The organism is Streptomyces sp. NPDC043861, assembly GCF_056435905.1.
In genome coordinates, this window is record NZ_JBWKDP010000012.1 from 131,566 (window position 1) to 150,099 (window position 18,534).

Genomic DNA, 18,534 nt, shown 5'->3' on the forward strand with positions numbered 1-18,534 from the left:
TGACCGGCCCCGGTCATGCTCGCAGCGCCTGCTCGGTCCAGATGGTCTTGCCCCAGTGGCCGTAGCGCGTCCCCCATCTCCCCACGATCTGGGCCACGATGAACAGTCCGCGCCCGCCTTCGTCGTCGTCCGCGCTGTGTCGCAGGTGAGGGGCGGTGTGCCCGGCGTCCGCAACCTCGCACACGAGCGTGCGGTCATGGATGAGCCGCAGATGCAGGGGGCCCTCGGCATGCTTGACCGCATTGGTGACCAGCTCGCTGGCGATCAGCTCGGTGGGGAACACGAGCTCGTCCAGTCCCCAGTCGCTCAGCTGCCGGGCGACCTGCTCCCGCGCGCGACCGGCTGCGACCGGTTCCGCCGGCAGGTTCCAGGTGGCGACCCTGTTGGTGTCGAGTTCACGGGTGCGGACGAGCAGGAGAGCCGTGTCGTCGGTGGTCGTGCCGCCCGGCAGGAGTCCGGAGATGACACGGTCACAGAGTTCGTCGAGGGAATTCGAGTCCTCGCCGAGGGCCGTCTCCAGGGCCTTCAGTCCCTCGTCGATGTCCCGGTCGCGCGTCTCGACCAGACCGTCCGTGAACAGGGCCACGAGGCTGCCCACCGGCAGTTCGATCTCCACGGACTCGAAGGGCAGCCCGCCCAGACCGAGGGGTGGGCCGGCCGGCAGATCGGGGAATCCGACATGTCCGTCGGGTTCCACGATCGCCGGCGGAAGGTGGCCTGCCCGTGCCATCGTGCAGCGTCGTGACACGGGGTCGTAGACCGCGTAGAGGCAGGTGGCTCCCGCTGCCACATCGCCGTTGCCGGCCAGTGCACCGAGAGCGTCGCCTCCGTCCCCCACCGACTGGCCCACGAGATCGTCGAGCCGCATGAGGAGCTCCTCCGGCGGCATGTCCATGGGCGCCAGCGCTCGTACCGTTGTCCGCAGCCGTCCCATGGTGGCGGCGGCGTGCAGCCCATGCCCCACCACGTCTCCCACCACGAGCCCGATGCGCGTCCCCGACAGCGGGATCACATCGAACCAGTCCCCGCCGACACCGCCCAGATCGTCCGTGGGCAGATAGCGATATGCCAGGTCGACAGCGGAATTCGGCTGGAGATTCTGCGGCAGGAGCTGCCGCTGAAGGGTCAGGGCCGCATCGCGTTCACGGGTGAAGCGGCGGGCATTGTCGATGGACACCGCGGCGCGGGCGACGAGCTCGTCCGCCACCGCGACCGCACCCTTGTCGAAGATGCCCGACCCGCTGCCACGGAGGAAGGTGACGAGACCCAACGCATTCCCTCCGGCACGCAGCGGCACCACCAGTGTGTCGTCCTCCAGTACGAGCCCGCCCGAGGCGAGGCTGCGGTGCTGTGCCGAGCCGCTCGGGTACTCCACCGGCCGCGGTGAACGGCTTCGGGCCTGGGAAGGGTCCTCCACGCCGAAGGACGGTGCCGAGCCCGACGCCGCCCGCAACAGTTCGATGCCTCCCGTGCCCGTGATGCCCGGCAGCTCGCCGTCCAGCACAGCAGGAGCGAGGTCGACGTCGACACGGTCGGCGAACTCGGCCACCGTCACCTCGGCCAGCTCCTCGGCCGTCACGATCGCGTCCAACGTCGTTCCCACCCGACGGCCGGCCTCGACCAGCAGATTCAGCTGCTGCTGCGCCTGGTAGCGGTCGGAGATGTCGAACGCGTCCTCGCACACGCCGATCACATGGCCGTCCACGTCCTGCAACCGGTAGTACGAACACGACCAGATGTGTTCTCTCCCCGGATCACTCGGCTGCTCCCCGCAGAAGTGCAGGTCGAGGAACGGCTCACCGGTCCCGAGTACGTGGCGCATGACCGCGTGGAGCGACTCCGGATAGCCCGGCGTCACAAATCTGCCCCCGGGGTACAGCTCGTCCGCCAGCTCCCCCTGGGCCTCCTCGAGCGGCCGCCCGAGCTCCTCCTCGGAAACGGCGTTGCACCAGACGAGGCGAAGATCGGTGTCGTAGATCGCCAGACCCACAGGAGACTGCGTGGCCAGGCCGTGCAGCATCGCCAGCTGGGATTCCCACGCCCTGAGCCGCTCCCGGTCGGCGGCCACGACGACGCGTACCGCCGGCCCGGTTCCGGACAGCCGACAGACCGCGGTGACCAGCTGCAGACGGTGACCGTCCCGGTGGAGGGCCGGATGCACATCACGCTCCGGGAAGCGCGGGACCGCACCAGCGGCGGGCCGGCGGGCCGGTCCCGATTCCGGCGCGGCCGTCAGGAACGTGGCTACGGGCCGGCCGATGATCTCGGTCGGCAGGTAGCCGAGAAGCGCTTCCGCCCGAGGGCTCCAGCCGATGACGACGTCCTGGCCGTCGAGTACGAATGTGGCGGCCCTCGTGACGTCCAGCGGTCCACGGAAGTCGGCGTCCCCGGTCGCCTTCCTTGCGTAGCTCATGACGCCCTCACCGGCTTCGCCCGATCAGATCCAGAATCCGCCCGATGCCTCCTGGGCGCAAACACGTGGACCGCTCGTGCACCCGGGACACCGCCGACCGGCGGCTTCTGCACCCCCTCCTGGCAGCGACAGGCGCATCCGGCCGGTACCCACGGCCCGGTCGGAAGACCGGGCCCCACGTCGGCCCGCCCCCGGCCCGCCCCGTGCGCCGTTGGGCGGCCCGGACGGGGCCGTCGGCACGGTTCGTACACCCCGCAACGATTCTCGCCAGAGGGGCGTCACCCGACTGCTCGGCCTGACGTGCCGTCGGCTGACGTTACCGAAAGCCTAGGATCCGTCACTGGACGTAAGGACGTCGCCTGCCTGTGCCCGGCACCGGGAAGGAAGCTCCATGACCGGAGGAGACGCAATGTCACACGGTTTCGGCAGGACCCGCTGGAAGCACTTCGCGGCGGTCCTCGTCCCGGCCGTCGGTGTCGCTGCGGCTCTCGGCATCGGAATGGCCCAGGGAGCGCTCGCCGCGTCGTTCCTCATCTCCGGCCAGAAGTTCCAGGTCAGTGCGGAGCGACTGAACGTCCGCGGTCTGAGCATCTACGGCATGGTGGACATGACCAGGAAGGGCACCCCTGTGCCCGTCTCGGTCATCGGGTTCCGGCACGCGAAGATCAGCGCGTTGTGCCAGTCCGTGGTGGTTCCGATTCCCGTCCTCGGCCCGTACACCCTGAGGCTCACCGGCGGCGACCGGACTCGGGTCGAGGCGCAGAACATGTTCATCGATGCGACCTCTCTCTCCGTGGGGCAGGCCGATCTCGACTCGGCCGACATCGGTGTGGCGGCGGGCGCGGTCAGCAAGGGACCGATCAATCCGGGCGACAGGAACTCGCGATTCTTCGACCCCAACGGCGTGGCCCAGCAGGCCGTGTCGGCCGTGCTGACCGATGTGGAGGCCACCGCGGTCGCGGTGACGGCTGCCACGCTCAACGTCCCCGACCTGGAGCTGCGACTCAGAGCAGGCCGTCACGAGTGCTTCTGACCACCCGGTCCGAAGTACCCGCCTCACCCCGCCACCCGCCCCCCACCATGGAAGCGCTCGTGTTCTCCAACATTGCCGGCAGACGCCCGGACCTGCGCGTCGCCACCGTCGACGCCCGACGACGATTCAGGAACTGGCGGGGCACCCGTCCGTTCTGGGCCGGACTGTTCACCGTCACGGCGGGCCTTCCCATCATGTACTTCCCCTATGTACGCATGAACCTGGCGGGTGTTCCACTCGCCCTGTCCACCACGGCCGGCGCAGGATCCCTGATCATCGGCGTCCTGCTCGTGGTGCTCGGCATCACGCTCTGGTTCCACCAGCAGGCGCGGCTGTTCGCCGGGATCGCCACTCTGCTGCTCGCGCTCGTGTCGTTCCCCGTCGCCAACTTCGGGGGCCTCTTCCTCGGCCTGCTCTCCGGGCTCGTCGGCGGCTCCCTGGCCTGCGCATGGGCCCCGCCGACGGGCGACGCCGAGCCGCGACCGGCACCGGATCGCGACACGACGCCTGTCCTGACAGGCGAGGGCCGAGGCGACGGGTGAGGACACGCCCGGAACCTGCACCGGTCATTCTCGACGGAGATCGCAGGAGCTCGCGCGGGACGACCATCGACGCAGGTCACGGACGGTGACGCTGCCCCGGTATGCGTACTGCCCCGGCCGGACGCCGCTCCCCCGCCGAGTTCCGTGGGACGACGCGGCAGATGTGCCGTTGTCCCCCGTACGGGTGGTGCATTTCTGAGCGCGGTCGTAGCGTCGATTCAGAAGGACAGGCGCCGCCCATCACCGACGACCCACCACCGACGACGACCCACCACCGACGACTGCTCCTGACGCGGAGATGTGAACGCGCGGGGCGAGTCCGTTGGAAACGAAGGGCCACGTGGGCTCGCACAGAGGCAGCCGGGAGCCGATATGCAGAGACGCAAGCTCAAGACAGCGGTCATGCTGTGTGCTGCTACAGCGCTCGCAGCAGCAGTACCCGTATCCGCTTCCGCAGTGGCACCCTCGCCCGGTGACGTTGTGGCAGTCGACTGCTTCATGGAGCCACAGGTTCGGCCCGGCGACTTCCTGCTCGCCTGCGGGGACGGCAACAACCGGCTCACCGAACTCCGATGGTCCGCGTGGGGGAAGACGTCCGCAGTGGGCAGCGGACTCGACGTGGTGAACGACTGTCAGCCCTACTGCGCAGCAGGCAAGTTCCACTCCTACCCGGTCACCGTGAGGCTCGACCTCCCGGAAACCTGGCAGAAGCAACCTGAGCTGAAGCACTTCACCCGGCTGCAACTCGTCTACACCGATGGCAGGCCGGCCCAGATTCCGGAGGAAGTGACGTACAAACTCTGGGACTGACGGTTCACGGGCCCCGCTCGCCCCTGCCCCACGGACATCCGGGGCAATCGGCGGGGCCACTCGTCTGCCCGGCCGCGAATGCGGCGGACATCGGACTCTCCCGGCTTCCGGCCCCTCCACCGCCCATCGACACCCACCTGCGCGACCGCTATGCGGCGCGCGCCGCCGTGCTGAAGTACGGGTTGGATGCCGGCAGGAACACCAGCACAGCGGCACCGACGGTCAGCAGGTCCGGAACGAGCTCGGACACCAGGGCCCAGTCCCAACTGCCGTCCATGCTGGCACTGTTGACGACGAAGAGTGCACCGAGAACACCGGCGAGGGCAATGAGGATCCTTGCCCAGTGGCGCCCCTCACGCATCTTGAAGGTGAAGAAGGTCCACAGGGCACTGATGACAATCAGGGCAGCAGCGGAAATGGCGATCTGGACGGAGGCGTCACGCTGCCCCGACTCGCTGCGCATCTCGTCGAACCCGGTGGGAGAGATGACGAACACGCCCAGCACCCAGACGACGATCTCGAGGGCGATGGCGACGAGCGAAAGCCTGAAGGCCGTCTCCACTTCCTTCGGGCACCCGGTTCGGCCCGCTTCTGTCCTGATCATCCGACATCCCCTCCAGTGAAACGACAGTTGGCTCGGACGCGGTGACGGATCACGGCCCGGACGAGAACATCCGGACCCGAACTCGTGGAACTCGCCACACCGTCCGTCCCCTGCTCCGGGTCCGGGCCCACCTGGTCGCTGCCCCTGTGCATGTCACTGCCCCAGTGACCCGAACACCTCAATTGCCCCTGGAGAGACGTCCGGCCGAGCCTCGAGGTTCCATCCGTCGGGGCGGTCCTCCGCTCCTCGCCGCCGGACTCCTGATCACCCGCGATGGTCGCCTCGGCCTCCGGTCACCGCTTCACCCCGACGGTTCCCGCGCCGATGGCCCGGCGGCGGGGGCGCGGGAGGCTCGGCAGACCGTGGGGCCGGCGGGGCGTCACGGGCTGGAGGCGGATGACCGCCTTGAGGCCGCCGCCGGGGGCGGGGAGGAGGAGGGCCTCGCCGCCACCGGCGAGCGTGAGGCGCTGCACGAGCGCGAGACCGAGGCCCGTCCCGCCCTTGGGGGCGTCGGCGGCGCGCCAGAAGCGGTCGAACGCACGGCGGCGCTGTTCGGCGGTCATTCCCGGTCCCTGGTCCTGGACCTGCAACTCCGCTCCGGTGGCGGTGAGTCGCCTGGACACGGTCACCGCGCTGCCCCCGGGGGCGACGCGGAGGGCGTTGGAGAGCAGGTTGTCCAGAATCTGCTCCAGTGCCCCGGGCAGGGCGAGAACGGTGACGCCCTGTTTGCCGATGAGGTCGAGTCTTACGTCCTGCTGTGCGTAGAGCCCGGACCAGGCAAGGGTGCGCTCCTTCAGTACGGGGTCCAGATCGACGGGTTCGGGGACGAGCGCCGTCTCCTCCATCCGGGCGAGGGAGAGGAGGCCCTCGACCATTCTGGCCAGCCGGTCGGTCTCGCTCATGGCCGCGGTCAGACTGCCGCGCACATGCGGCAGGGTGTCGGGCTCCAGGTTGTCCAGACGCAGCCGCAGTGCGGCGAGCGGGGTCTTGAGCTGATGGGACGCCTCCCCTGCAAAGGCGCTCTGGGATGCGAGCAGGTGCTCGAGCAGAGCGGCCGTGCGGTTGAAGGTGGCGGCCAGACTGCGCACTTCGGGCGGTCCTGCGGTGACGGAGGCCGGGGTGGACAGGCTGCCGCCGGCCAGGGTCCGGGCGGCACGCTCCAGTTCGAGGATCGGCCGGCCGATCCAGCGGGCCAGTGCGAAGGCGACCATGGCGACCGTGGCCAGCACCCCGAGCCCACCGAGCCCGAGCACCAGCCACACCCGGTTGACATGGTTCTCGATCGTCTCGGTGGGGACGGTGAGACGTACGGCGCCGTGAAGCCCCGCGCCGTGCCGTATCGGAACGGCGACCGAGAGCCACTGGACTCCGCCGATGGTGGACGTACGCACATCGGCTCCGTCACCTCCGCGCAACGCGGCGGAGATCTCCGGGCGTTCGGAGAGGTCCGCCCGCTGTGTCCGGCCGAGCCGGTGCGAGGCGACGAGCAGGGTGCCGTTGCCGTCAACGACCAGGACACGGCCACGGATGCGTTTCGCGCAGCCGTCGACCCGTGCCGCGAGTTCCTCGCGGCGGCCGTAGACGATGGAGAGGGCTGCGAAGTCGGCGATCGATTCGGCCTGTTCCGTGGCCGCATTGACGGCGCGCTCGCGTTCGGCGCGCGAGTAGACGTAGCCCAGGGGGATCTCCAGGCTGCTGAGGACGAAGGCGGCGAAGGTGAGGTAGCTGAGCAGCAGTCGGCGTGTCATCGGGGGTGCGAGTCCGTGCGTACGGCGTCGTCATGCGCGATGCCGTGCGTGCGTACGGCCAGCCGCAGCCCGACTCCACGCAAGGTCTGGATCCACGCCGGGTCGCCCAACTTGCGCCGGAGGGTGGCGACATGGACGTCCAGGGTCTTGGTGGGGCCGTAGAAGTGGGGGTCCCAGACCCGGTCCAGGATCTGCTGTCGCGAGTACACGGCCCCGGGGTCCTCTGCCAGCAGGGCCAGCAGGTCGAATTCCTTGGGGGTCAGCGTGACCGGCTGCTCCCCGATCCACACCTGGCGGGTGCGGCGGTCGACGATCAGTGCGCCCATGGGGGACGAACGCGACAGCAGGGACGCGGGTTCGGTGGCCCGTACGGGCACGGGCCCGATGGGTGGCGGCTCGACCGGCGGGCCGGACAGCGACGTGTGCAGGGAGGCGGGCTCGGCCTCGCGCCACGTCGATGGCCCCTGCTCCGGGCCTGACGGGGCAGCGGCGGGGGCGATGCCCGACCGCGCTGCGGTGCGGCGGGTGACGGCCCGGATGCGTGCGATCAGCTCGCGAAGACCGACCGGCTTGGCCAGGTAGTCGTCGGCGCCGAGTTCTAGGCCGAGCACCCGGTCCGCCTCCGTGCCCCGTGCAGTGAGCATGATGATCGGCACCTCGGAGACCTGACGGATGCCACGGCAGACATCGATGCCGTCCATATCGGGCAACCCGAGATCGAGCAGGACGATGTCGCCGTAGGGGCCTCGCAGCCCTGCGGCACCCGTGCTCACATGGACCACCGTCATGCCGTAGCGGCCGAGGCCCTCCACCAGGGGTTCCGCGATCGTCTCGTCGTCCTCGATGAGCAAGGCCCGCAGGATCATTGTGTTTCGTCTTCCCGTGAATCCAGAGTAAATCCTGAGTAAATCCGCACAGCACGAATTGCCGACAGTCCGCACCCGGGACGATCACCGTACATTTGATTGAATGGACGCCACGGGGTCCACGTCACACTGGGAGGCAAGTCACAGTGGGCCCACCAATTCTGACGTCGCGTTAGGGTTCGTCTAACCTTCGCCTTGCCTCGCGTTCCCTACGGTGTTGAGCCAGTTCCAGGCCACAACCACCCACTTGGGAGGCACCATGAAGGCCCTGCTCGAACGCGCTCGCTCGTTCCGGCGACGGATGGATTTCGAAAGCCACACATATCGGAAACTCGCCGAGGGGCAATTCCCTCAGGCGCTCTTCATAGCGTGTTCCGATTCCCGGGTCATACCGGCGTTGATCACGGGTGCACGGCCCGGTGAGGTCTTCGAAATACGCAATGCGGGCAACATCGTGCCGCCGTACGGGCCGCAGGTGGTGTCGGGGGAGGCGGCCACGGTCGAGTACGCACTGGAGGTACTGGACGTCCGCGACATCGTCGTCTGCGGGCACTCGCACTGCGGCGCGATGGGCGCCCTCGCCTCCGGTCAGGACCTCTCGGGCCTGCCTCGGGTGGGGGCCTGGCTGGAGGTGGCCAGGCCGGGGCTGGCGCCCGTCCTGGACCGCGAGCCGGACGCCGCTGCCGACTCCTCCGGTGCGAACGGGGGGAGTGACGGCGCTCGGATGAGGGAGCTGGCGCAGCTCAATGTGCGGGTACAGCTCGATGCACTGCGGGAGTACCCCGCAGTGCAGCGGCTGCTGGCGGAGGGGCTGTTGCGGCTGCACGGGTGGTACTACGAGGTGGACTCGGGCGAGCTCTGGGAACTGAGCGAGGACGGCACCGGCTTCCGGGTGCACGCGTGCTGACCGCCGACCGGGCGCAGGAGGGGCACGGGAGCGGCCAGGACTCCGGTGACCGGGCGCGCCGGGAGAAAGCCGGACGCGGCCGGCACCGGGCCCGGCGCTCCGGGCGGGCAGGGCCACCGCAGCAGCCCGGCGGCAAACGGAGCGGTACCCCGCAGAAGGGGGATCTCACCACCGAGATCACTGCGTCCTTCGTGGTCTTCCTCGTTGCGCTCCCTCTGTGCATCGGCGTGGCCGTGGCATCCGGCACGCCGCCCGAACTGGGCATCATCTCGGGGGTCGTCGGCGGGCTGGTGGTCGGCATGGCACGCGGCAGCACTCTTCAGGTGAGCGGCCCCGCGGCCGGCTTGGCGGCGCTGGTCGCGGAGGCGGTGATGGAACACGGCCTCGCCACGCTCGGGGTCATCGTGCTGGCTTCCGGGGTGCTGCAGATCGGACTCGGACTGATCCGGCTCGGCCGGATGTTCCAGGCGATCTCCATCGCCGTGGTTCAGGGCATGCTGGCCGGCATCGGGCTGCCGCTGATGTTCAGCCAGGCGTATCCGCTGGCCGACGCCAAGGCCGTCGGCGCTCCGATCGAGAACATGCTCGGCATCCCGCAGTTGGTCGCGAACACCGTGGCCGATCCGCAGAGGGCGATCGCGGCAGGGCTCGGTGTCGTCACCGTCGTGCTGAGCTTCCTGTGGAAGAAGGTGCCGGGTCCGGTGACCAAGGTGCCGCCCGCACTGGTCGCGGTGGCGGGCGGGGTGGCGGTGGCCTCGCTGCCCGGCGTCGACATCGCCACGCTTCGGGTCGGCAACCTGCTGGCATCCGTGCAGTTTCCGGGGCCGACGCAGCTGGCCGCGCTGGCCACTGGCTCAGTGCTGACCACGGTGGTCACGTTCACGGTCATCGCCTCGGCGGAGAGCCTGTTCACCGCGGCTGCCGTGGACCGCATGCACACCGGTGAACGCACCCGCTACAACTCCGAGTTGATGGCTCAGGGGGCGGGCAACACCCTGTGCGGCCTCCTCGGCGCCCTGCCGATGACCGCGGTCGTCGCACGAAGCTCCGCCAATGTCCAGGCAGGAGCCACGACCCGGCTGTCCCGCACCTTGCACGGCCTGTGGCTGCTCGCGTTCGCCCTGCTGTTGCCCGGTGTGCTCGCGCTCATTCCGATCTGCGTGCTCGCGGGTGTACTGGTGCACAGCGGCTGGAAGTTGCTCGCACCGGCGGAGTTCCCGAAGATGTGGCGTCAGGATCGCGGCGAGTGCGTGGTGATGACCATCACCACCGTCGCGATCGTCGCCACCGCCCTGCTCGAGGGCGTCCTGCTGGGTCTCGCCGCGGGCATCGTGCTGGCTGCCCTGCGGATGTCGAGGACCTCGGTTCGCACCACGGTGGAGGGTGACACGGCCAAGCTGGTCATGGCGGGCAATGTGACATTCCTGCGGCTGCCGAAGCTGATCGACGCGCTGGAGACGGTCGCCGCCGCCGGAACACCGAGGATCCGGCTCGATCTGACCGGAGTGGCTCACTGGGACCATGCCTCGCGCAGCCAGGTCGACGAATTCGTGGCACAGCACAGCGGCTCGGACATACGCGTGGAACTGCTGCGGCCGGGCACACCGAATGCGCCCTCGCCACCCGATGCTTCGGCATCCGGTGGGCAGCCGGGGACGCCCGACGCCGCCGCCGCGCAGCTGCCCGGGCCGACGGCGCAGTGGTTCTACCTCGATGCAACCCCGATGGAGTACCCCGTCGCGGCCGTGGGCCAGGTGGAGTCGGCGCAGGCGGCCGAGACGGCGGTCCGCGCACGCTGATCCGCTCTCCGGCCCGGGTCCGGGAGAGTGCGGACCGACCCTGACCAGGTGCAAGGACTGCCCTCCCCGGGCGACCGCCGGCCGTCAAGCAGCTCGGGGCACGGCCGGTTCGCCGGCGGGTGCCCCGACAGGACGGGGAACCGCCCGGCCGGCACGCCCGGTCGGTGTCCGGCCTCGGCGACCCCGTTCCGGCCGGAGCAGGCTCGCCGAGGGCCGGTCTCGTTCGGTGCCACTCCTACGGTTCGGCCGGCGCCCGGGACACCTCGAACCATCGTTTCGGCTCAGCGGGGTTCGGGCATCTGTCCGATTTCTCCGGGACCGCCCGGAGCGGCGCCACTGTCGTCACGGGTGAGCACCACCACGTCGTCGCCCATCCCGATGACGAGGTCCGGGCCGACGGCCGCCACGCACTGGGCCCGTGCGGGCAGCTCGACCTTCTCCCTGAGCTGCCCTTCGACGAGATCCCACACATGGAGCGTGCCCCCGCCGTCGAGCGTGACGGCCTCCGTTCGGCCGTGCCACCGGGTGCACGCCACCGCCAACACCGCCGAGCTGTGCCCCGGGAGAGTGGCGCGCAGCGTGCCGTCCGTGAGATCCCGGACCTGTACGACGGTGTCGTTCCCACCGACGGTGAGTGCGTGCGGTCGGCCGCCGATGACGGTGTGTGCCAGCGTCCGGATCGTATGGTGCCCGGTGGGCACGGTGGCGGTGGTACGTCGGCCCCTGCCCGTGAACCTCCATACCCGCAGGGCGGCGTCATCGCCCCCGGTGACGAGGTGGGGGCGCCCGTCGATGGCGATGGGCTCCATGGCACGCACCGCCGACCGGGTTCGGTCGGTGAGCAAGGGGTGGTCCGCGTCGTCCTCCAGGTCCCACACGCGGATGGTGCGCTCGTCGTCCGAAGTGACCGCGTGCGGGCGGCCGTTGATGTCAGCCCACGCCACGGTTTCCACACTGTGGCCGTGTCCGGAGAAGCTCCGGCGGCCGGTCCCCCCGGCCAGGTCCCACACCTGTGCGACGCCGCAGCCGCCGGTGAGCACATGGGGACGGTCGTCCACCGTCGCACACGCCAGTGCCCCCACCCGGTGCTTGTGGGGAAGGGTGAGCCGTTCCGTGCCGTCGGCGACGTCCCAGACCCGCACCGTGGTGTCCCCGCCCGTGACGGCGTGCGGGCGCCCGCCGATGCTGACCGCGTGCACGGCCTCCACCGTCATGGAATGGCCCGTGCGCCCGGCGGTCCTGCGGGCGTCGCCCAGATCCCACACCCGGGGGCGCGCGGCATGCCCGCCGCTCACCGCGTAGGGATGGCCGTCGGCCTCCGTGCAGGCCAGGACATCCACGTACCCGTGGTGTCCGGTCAGGACGGCGCGTTCCGACTCGTCGGTGAGGTCCCACACCCGGACCGTGCGATCGCCGCCGGCGGTCAGCGCATGGGGGCGCCCTTCGATGGTGACGCAGGCCACCGCGGAGACCCAGGAGGTGTGCCCGGTCAGCACGGTGCGCTCCGAGCCGTCGGTGAGACACCACACCCGCGCCGTGCACTCCCCGCCGCCTCCGCTGACGGCATGGGGAAGACCGTCGATCACCGTGCAGGCCACGGCATGGACGCCGGACGTGTGACCGGTGAGCACGGCCCGTTCGGTGCCGTTCTCCAGGTCCCAGACCCGCAGGGTGTTGTCGTAGCCCCCGGTCACCGCCACAGGACGACCGGCGACCTCGGCGAACGCCACCGCCCGTATCTCGTCCGTATGGCCGGTCATCCGGGCATGTTCCGATCCGTCGGCCAGATCCCACACCCGGACGACGCAGTCCTCGCCCGCCGTCACCGCGTGCGGGCGACCGTCGATCACGGTACAACCCACCGCCCGTACCCAGCCCTTGTGTCCGCCGAGCACCATCCGCTCGGTCCCGGTGCTCAGGTCCCACACCCGTACACCGCCGGAACTGGTCCCGGTCACCACATGAGGACGCCCGTCGATGTCAGCGCAGTCGAGGGCGTAGACACCGTCGTCCTCGGTGATGACGAGGCGTTCGGTGCCGTCCACCAGGTCCCACACCCGGACGTTCGAGTCGTAGCAGCCGGTCACCGCGTGGGGGCGCCCGTCGATGACGGCGCACGCGGCGGCGTCCACACCTCGCCCCGCCCTGGTGAGGCGCAGCGCTTGGTGGACCATCGTCCCCGTGGCCCAGGCCGGCCGCCACGGCCGGCCGCGGGCAAGCTCACGAGCGAGGTCGGGTCGGTCGTGGCGGGCGGCATCGACGGCGAGGATGTCCCGCCTCTCCTGGACGCCCACAGTGGAGTGGACGTCGGCGGATGCCCGGTAGACGCTCCGTTGCACCCTCCCCTCGGCCGGGCCGGGAGCGTTGAGTGCGCGGAGAAGTCCACCGGGTTCGGCGTGGACCAGGAACTCGGCATCCTCCAGCACGTCATCCAGGACACCCGCCGCACCGGCGTGCGCGGCGAGGTGCGCAACGACGTACGGGGCGGCGGCCGACCAGTCGCGACGTCCGGTGTCGCCGTCCGGGGGAACCTCGGCCAGCAGCGCCCCGGTGATCTCCCGTTGGGTCTCCTGCTCGCCGCCCCGGTCTCCGCCGGTGCGCAGCCGCAGGGCTTCGTCCGGGTCACGGAGCAGGTAGGCGGGGCCGACGGGCGCCCGGGTCTCGACCAGGCGCCCAACCATCCTGTCCCGGAACGCACACACCTCCTGAATCGTCCACGGGTGGCCCGTCAGGGCCCGTGCCACCACCGCCCAGAGGGCCGGCGGCAGCCCCGCGCCGTGGGCGAACGCCAGGGGGCGCAGCAGCGCCGATTCGTCCTCGGCCCCGCCCGTCCGCCCATCAGGTCCCTCGCTGTTCGCCAACACCCCACGCTCCCCCGCCCGGCTCCCGGCCCTGCCGCAACGCGGTGGGCTCGCACGGCCACGGACCCTACCGTCGGCCACTGACATGCGCGGGTGGTCGCGCCCGGTTCGACCGGTCGCACCACCTGGCCCTCCTCTCCCGGCACGAGGGGGCCCGGCGCAGGTTCGGGCAGGCGCTGGTGGAACCGGCCCCGCAGACCCCTCACTTCCCCGCGGCGGCAAGCACCACTGTGCACAGGTCCATGACTCAGGCCCCACCATCAGAGCGATCGACCGCGTTACCGGCCGGGCACACAACGGCTGACCGGGCCGGGTCACCGGCGTCGACGTCGCGTCCGGAGCGCGCGGGCCACCGACGAAATGCGCTGAGCTGCGGAAACACGGGCCCATGGTGTGTGGACTTCCGTTGCGGGGCGCGAGGGTTCCCGTGAACCGTGGTGAGCCACTGAACGGAGCCGCCGTCGGCACGCCGGTACGGACAGCACGTGGGCAGGCAGCAACAAAACGCCTTGCTCCGACACTGCCCAGCCGTGATCATGCGACAAATGCGATTCCTTCCCGCCACTGCGGACCCCACTGCCATCGACCGCGCCGTCGCCTACCCGGCCAACGGTCCCGTCGCCCCCCTGACTGCCGAAAAGATCCGCGAGGAGCTCGGCGCCAACCGATTCCGCCCGGAATGGATCTGGCTCGCCGAGGACGAGGGTGGAGAGGTTCTGGCCCGCGCCCTGTGGTGGGGCCGCGCCGACAGCGAGCGGCCCATAGCCCTCGATTGCCTCCAGGTCCGCTCCAGTGTCGCCGATCCGGTCGCCGTCGCCACCGGGCTCCTCAACGCCGGGCACGCCGCTCTCGGCACGAGCCCGCTGTACAACCTCTCCCTGCCGGCGGACTGGAGCACCCGATCGGACCTGACCGAGGCGGTCGCCTGGCGTCGCGAAGCGGGCTTGCGCACAGGGTTGAGCCGGGAGATTCAGCGCCTGCGTTACGAGTGGACTCCGGCGGCAGGACTGCCCGAGGCAGGCGATCGGCTGACGTTCCGCGAGGGCAGCGACGAGGAGTTCCTGGACGCCTTCGTCCGGGTCTCGGCCGGCAGCCTCGACCAGGCCACCTGCGACGAGCTGCGCACGAAGGACGCGAGGCAGCTGGCCGAGGATGATGTGCAGTTCTACCTCGACTGCCCCGGCGAGCGCTCCTGGTGGAGGCTCGCCGAACTGCCCCACGGCGAACTCGCCGGTCTGGCCGTCCCGTCAGCAACCCCGTACAACCGCAACGTCGGCTATCTCGGTGTCGTACCCGAGCAGCGCGGTCAGGGCCTGATCGACGAGATCCTTGCCGAGATCACCCGCTTCCACGCGGCCGAAGGCGCCGAGCGCATCACCGCGACGACGGACACCACGAACGCCCCCATGGCCGCCGCCTTCGACCGCGCCCGCTACGAGGTGACGGAGATCCGGATGGTCCTCGAGGCTCCGGGCACCGCCTGACCTGTCGTACGCTCGCCCGGCAACCCCGCACCGGCATTCCGTCACCTCGCAGGCCGCATGTCGTCGGTAGCCCGCGCCTCGCGAGGGCGCGCGGCCGAGGCTTGGCTCACCAGAAGTGTCATGACTCCGGAGGCAGTTGTCCGCCGGTCCGACCGCACGGGGATGTCGTTCGGGCGGGGCGACGCACTGTTGTGCACGCGCCGGTGCTGGGCGCCGCTCCGTCCGGAGCCCAGCACCTGACCGCCCGCCCGCACCTGACCGCCCGCCCGCACCTGATGCCCGCCTGCACCTGATCGCCGTCGGGGGCCAGGCCGCCCTCCCCGACGGGGAGGATTCAGAGGCGGATCGGTGTCGCCCGGCCGCGACTCGGGCCGACCGTCACGGCCGACCGGCCTCGATCCACAACCGGCGTGAGCGTCCCGACACACCATCACGAGCTCACCCGCAGGAGCCTCGAGGAAACCGAATGCGTCACCCTCGATCACCACACCCTCACACTGCGCATTCAGATATTCGTTCAAATAGGGAGGAATATACTCAAACCAAGGCGGGGTGGTCGCAGGCATTCCGTGAGGGAAGTGGTGCACATGGGGGTCGTGGGTGACCGCAGCGGCCCCGTAGGTTTCCGTGAGCGGTTCCTGCACGGCGAGTCGACCGAAGGGATGCCGATCGAGGAGAACGTGAGAAGCCCGGTCCTGAGCTCGTGGCAGCGCTGTCGGCTCCTGGGGCTCTCACCGGACGAGACCGAACTTCCCTTCCGGCAGGACTTCGATCCGGACGGACGGCTGGTCCGTGCCGCCTGGCCGGTGCTGGGCCGCCTCCAGGCCCTGTTCGCAGACACGCAGATGAACATCTGCATCGCCGACGCACAGGGCACGGTGCTTCAACGCCGTTTCGGGGACGCGTCCTTGCCCCGGCGCCTGGCGGCCATCCAGAGCGTCCCGGGCTTCGTGTTCGCCGAACAGTACGCCGGAACCAACGGAATCGGACTCGCCCTCGTGGAAAGGCGGCTGTGCCAGGTCTTCGGAGCAGAGCACTTCGCCGAACGTTCCCAATCGGCTGCCTGTGCAGCAATCCCCGTGCGCGACCAGCTCAGCGGCGGCATCGAGGGTGTGCTCTGTTTCGGCTACCCGCGCAGCGAGGAATACCCGGCGCTGAACACCGTGATCCGCGAGGCCGCCGAAGCCATCGAACGGCGGCTTATGGAGCAGAGCTCGGCACGGGAGCGCGGCTTGCTGCAGGCCTATCTCGACGCCGTGCGCCACGCGCAGACGAGCGAGACCGCCGGGAACGGATACCGGATCGGCGTGGATGTACTGGCTCAGAGCCGACTGGACCAGCGCGACCAGATGATCCTCAAGGAGAAGGCCTCGGAGCTGATCTCGACGGAGCAGCGCGCCGCCGTAGGGGTATCCCTGTCCCGGGGCCGGCTGGCCACCCTCATGAGCCGCCCGGTGACAAGCCCCTCGGGAGTGGAGGGCGTGGTCATCGAGGCGGTCCTGCCCGGTGCCCCTCCGGAGCACCACCCGGCGGCGCCGGCTCGCACCGGCCGGGCACCCGCACTCCTCACTCGGCCCTCCGCCGCCCCGTCGGTCCCGCGCCCCGTCCCCGGACCCGGCACAGCCGCCACGGCGTCCCCCGTCCCGGGCACACCCGGTCCCGGAAACCACGCCGACGGCGGGGTCAGGGGGCTGGTGCTGGTGGGCGAGCCGGAAGTGGGGAAGTACGCCGTCGCCGCACGACGACGCCTGGAACTGCTCGCTGAGGCCAGCGCACGCATCGGTACGACACTGGACGTGGACCGCACGGCCTGGGAGCTCGCCGAGATGGCCGTCCCGCGCCTGGCCGACTTCGTCACCATCGACGTTCCCGAGGCCGTGCTGCGCGGTGAGGAGTCCGCCGACCCCCGAACCGACCTGCATCGCACCGTTGTCCACGGGATCCGCGAGGACTGCCCCTTCTACCCGGTCGGCGAGCGGGTCGATCTTCGCCCGAGCACGCCCCATCTCAGGTGCCTGGCCAGCGGGCAGCCGGTGCTGGAACCCGACCTGAAGGCCGCCGCCGGCTGGCTCGCCCAGGACCCGGAACACACCGAGCGGCTCCTCTCCCACAACGTCCACTCCCTCATCGCGGTGCCCCTGCTCGCCCGCGGTGTGCTCCTGGGCGTCGCCAGCTTCTACCGTTCCGAGGACCCGGCACCCTTCACGGACGACGACCGCTCACTGGCCCAGGAACTCGCCGCCCGCGCGGCCCTGTGCATCGACAACGCCCGCCGCTACACCCGCGAGCACACCCTCGCCCTGACCCTGCAGCGCAGCCTGCTCCCGCGGGGCGCCCCCGAGCAGGACGCCGTCGAAGTCGCCCACCGCTACCTTCCCGCCGAATCCGGGGTGGGTGGCGACTGGTTCGACGTGATCCCCCTCTCCGGCACCCGCGTCGCCCTCCTCGTCGGCGATGTCGTCGGGCACGGACTGCACGCCGCCGCCACCATGGGCCGACTGCGCACCGCTGCACGCACCTTCGCCGAACTGGAATACGCACCCGACGAGATCCTCACTCACCTGGACAATCTCCTGGTGCGCCTCGACCGGGAGGAAAGCGGCGACGATCCCGACGTCGGCAGCACCGGCATCGTCGGCGCCACCTGCCTCTTCGCGATCTACGATCCCACCTCCCAACGGTGCACGATGGCCCGGGCCAGCCACCCCCCGCCCGCGGTGGTCCTCCCCGACGGCACGGTGACCTTCCCCGAGCTGCCCGCGGGCCCTCCGCTCGGCCTGGGGGGCCTCCCCTTCGAGACGGCCGAGATCCACCTGCCCGAGAACAGCCAGCTGGTCCTCTACACCGACGGACTCGTCGAGGACCGCCACCGCGACATCGACGTGGCCCTCGAGCAACTGCGCCGTGCGCTGGCGGATCCGGACCGAACCCCCGAGGACACCTGCCGGGCGGTCCTGGACGAGGTGGCACCCGATCACCCCGGCGACGACATCGCGCTGCTCGTCGCCCGCACCCACGTGCTGCCGCGCGACCGGATCGCCTTCTGGGACCTGCCCGCCGACCCGTCCCGCGTCTCCGACATCCGCGCCGCCGCCGTCAGCACGCTGAACCACTGGGGCCTGGACGAGTCCGCCTTTGCCGCGGAACTGCTGCTCAGCGAGCTCGTCACCAACGCGGTCCGCTACGGAACGGCCCCCATCCAGGTACGCCTGATCCATGACCGCAGCCTGATCTGCGAGGTCTCGGACACCAGCAGCACAGCCCCGCGGCTGCGCCATGCGGCCACCACCGACGAGGGCGGCCGTGGCCTGTTCCTCGTCGCGCAACTGGCCCAGGCCTGGGGCGCCCGATACACGCCCGAGGGCAAGGTCATCTGGGCCGAGTGCGCCCTGGATGCTGCGTGAGCGACACCGGGAGGCAGCGGGAGCGGCGGCGGTCCGCGACCGCTCCGCCATTGGGGTCACCGG

General features: G+C 70.4%; 12 protein-coding genes. 7 read left to right on the plus strand and 5 right to left on the minus strand.

Annotation, left to right across the window (positions count from 1 at the left end):
• Positions 1–13: 13 nt before the first annotated feature.
• Positions 14–2,413 (minus strand): SpoIIE family protein phosphatase, encoded by a 2,400-nt coding sequence (locus tag AC068D_RS25790; RefSeq protein WP_478825430.1) that lies wholly within the window; start codon positions 2,411–2,413, stop codon positions 14–16.
• A 409-nt stretch (positions 2,414–2,822) separates the two neighbouring features.
• Here AC068D_RS25790 and AC068D_RS25795 point away from each other — a divergent pair, with 409 nt between their 5' ends.
• The 3 genes from AC068D_RS25795 (at position 2,823) to AC068D_RS25805 (ending at position 4,798) form a co-directional block, all read left to right on the plus strand.
• Complete coding sequence (locus tag AC068D_RS25795) at positions 2,823–3,446, plus strand: DUF6230 family protein (protein WP_478825431.1); 624 nt, start codon at positions 2,823–2,825, stop codon at positions 3,444–3,446.
• Between the two features lie 59 nt (positions 3,447–3,505).
• Positions 3,506–3,988: a DUF6114 domain-containing protein gene (locus AC068D_RS25800; RefSeq protein ID WP_478825432.1), complete on the plus strand. Its 483-nt coding sequence runs from the start codon at positions 3,506–3,508 to the stop codon at positions 3,986–3,988.
• A gap of 498 nt (positions 3,989–4,486) precedes the next feature.
• Positions 4,487–4,798, plus strand: a complete 312-nt coding sequence (locus AC068D_RS25805; protein ID WP_478825433.1) for a hypothetical protein — start codon at positions 4,487–4,489, stop codon at positions 4,796–4,798.
• A gap of 148 nt (positions 4,799–4,946) precedes the next feature.
• Here the strand turns inward: AC068D_RS25805 and AC068D_RS25810 are convergent, their stop codons facing one another.
• The 3 genes from AC068D_RS25810 to AC068D_RS25820 all read right to left on the minus strand — a co-directional run bounded on the left by AC068D_RS25810 (position 4,947) and on the right by AC068D_RS25820 (position 8,016).
• Positions 4,947–5,402 (minus strand): hypothetical protein, encoded by a 456-nt coding sequence (locus AC068D_RS25810; RefSeq protein ID WP_478825434.1) that lies wholly within the window; start codon positions 5,400–5,402, stop codon positions 4,947–4,949.
• 293 nt (positions 5,403–5,695) lie between these two features.
• Positions 5,696–7,150 carry a sensor histidine kinase gene (locus AC068D_RS25815; protein ID WP_478825435.1) on the minus strand — a complete coding sequence of 485 codons (1,455 nt, stop codon included), beginning with the start codon at positions 7,148–7,150 and terminating at the stop codon, positions 5,696–5,698.
• The gene (locus AC068D_RS25820; protein WP_478825436.1) at positions 7,147–8,016 is read right to left on the minus strand and encodes a response regulator transcription factor; all 870 of its coding nucleotides are present in this window, start codon (positions 8,014–8,016) and stop codon (positions 7,147–7,149) included. Before AC068D_RS25820 ends, AC068D_RS25815 begins: the two co-directional genes overlap by 4 nt.
• Before the next feature lie 259 nt (positions 8,017–8,275).
• Between AC068D_RS25820 and AC068D_RS25825 the strand changes: the two genes are divergently transcribed.
• Positions 8,276–8,923, plus strand: a complete 648-nt coding sequence (locus AC068D_RS25825) for a carbonic anhydrase (protein ID WP_478825437.1) — start codon at positions 8,276–8,278, stop codon at positions 8,921–8,923.
• Complete coding sequence (locus tag AC068D_RS25830; RefSeq protein WP_478825438.1) at positions 8,917–10,722, plus strand: SulP family inorganic anion transporter; 1,806 nt, start codon at positions 8,917–8,919, stop codon at positions 10,720–10,722. Before AC068D_RS25825 ends, AC068D_RS25830 begins: the two co-directional genes overlap by 7 nt.
• A 281-nt stretch (positions 10,723–11,003) precedes the next feature.
• Here AC068D_RS25830 and AC068D_RS25835 read toward each other — a convergent pair whose 3' ends face one another.
• Complete coding sequence (locus AC068D_RS25835) at positions 11,004–13,583, minus strand: WD40 repeat domain-containing protein (protein WP_478825439.1); 2,580 nt, start codon at positions 13,581–13,583, stop codon at positions 11,004–11,006.
• Between the two features lie 545 nt (positions 13,584–14,128).
• Here AC068D_RS25835 and AC068D_RS25840 point away from each other — a divergent pair.
• Together AC068D_RS25840 and AC068D_RS25845 are read left to right on the plus strand one after the other, a co-directional pair.
• Positions 14,129–15,067, plus strand: coding sequence for a GNAT family N-acetyltransferase (locus AC068D_RS25840; protein ID WP_478825440.1), 939 nt, complete (start codon positions 14,129–14,131; stop codon positions 15,065–15,067).
• 587 nt (positions 15,068–15,654) lie between these two features.
• Positions 15,655–18,471, plus strand: a complete 2,817-nt coding sequence (locus AC068D_RS25845; RefSeq protein WP_478825441.1) for a SpoIIE family protein phosphatase — start codon at positions 15,655–15,657, stop codon at positions 18,469–18,471.
• Positions 18,472–18,534: the final 63 nt, after the last annotated feature.

Coding starts and splice junctions, on each gene's coding strand:
- AC068D_RS25820 (WP_478825436.1), bottom strand. CDS start 8,016: ATGATCCTGCGGGCCTTGCTCATCGAGGACGACGAGACGATCGCGGAA.
- AC068D_RS25845 (WP_478825441.1), top strand. CDS start 15,655: ATGGGGGTCGTGGGTGACCGCAGCGGCCCCGTAGGTTTCCGTGAGCGG.
- AC068D_RS25825 (WP_478825437.1), top strand. CDS start 8,276: ATGAAGGCCCTGCTCGAACGCGCTCGCTCGTTCCGGCGACGGATGGAT.
- AC068D_RS25815 (WP_478825435.1), bottom strand. CDS start 7,150: ATGACACGCCGACTGCTGCTCAGCTACCTCACCTTCGCCGCCTTCGTC.
- AC068D_RS25810 (WP_478825434.1), bottom strand. CDS start 5,402: ATGATCAGGACAGAAGCGGGCCGAACCGGGTGCCCGAAGGAAGTGGAG.
- AC068D_RS25805 (WP_478825433.1), top strand. CDS start 4,487: ATGGAGCCACAGGTTCGGCCCGGCGACTTCCTGCTCGCCTGCGGGGAC.
- AC068D_RS25790 (WP_478825430.1), bottom strand. CDS start 2,413: ATGAGCTACGCAAGGAAGGCGACCGGGGACGCCGACTTCCGTGGACCG.
- AC068D_RS25840 (WP_478825440.1), top strand. CDS start 14,129: ATGCGATTCCTTCCCGCCACTGCGGACCCCACTGCCATCGACCGCGCC.
- AC068D_RS25795 (WP_478825431.1), top strand. CDS start 2,823: ATGTCACACGGTTTCGGCAGGACCCGCTGGAAGCACTTCGCGGCGGTC.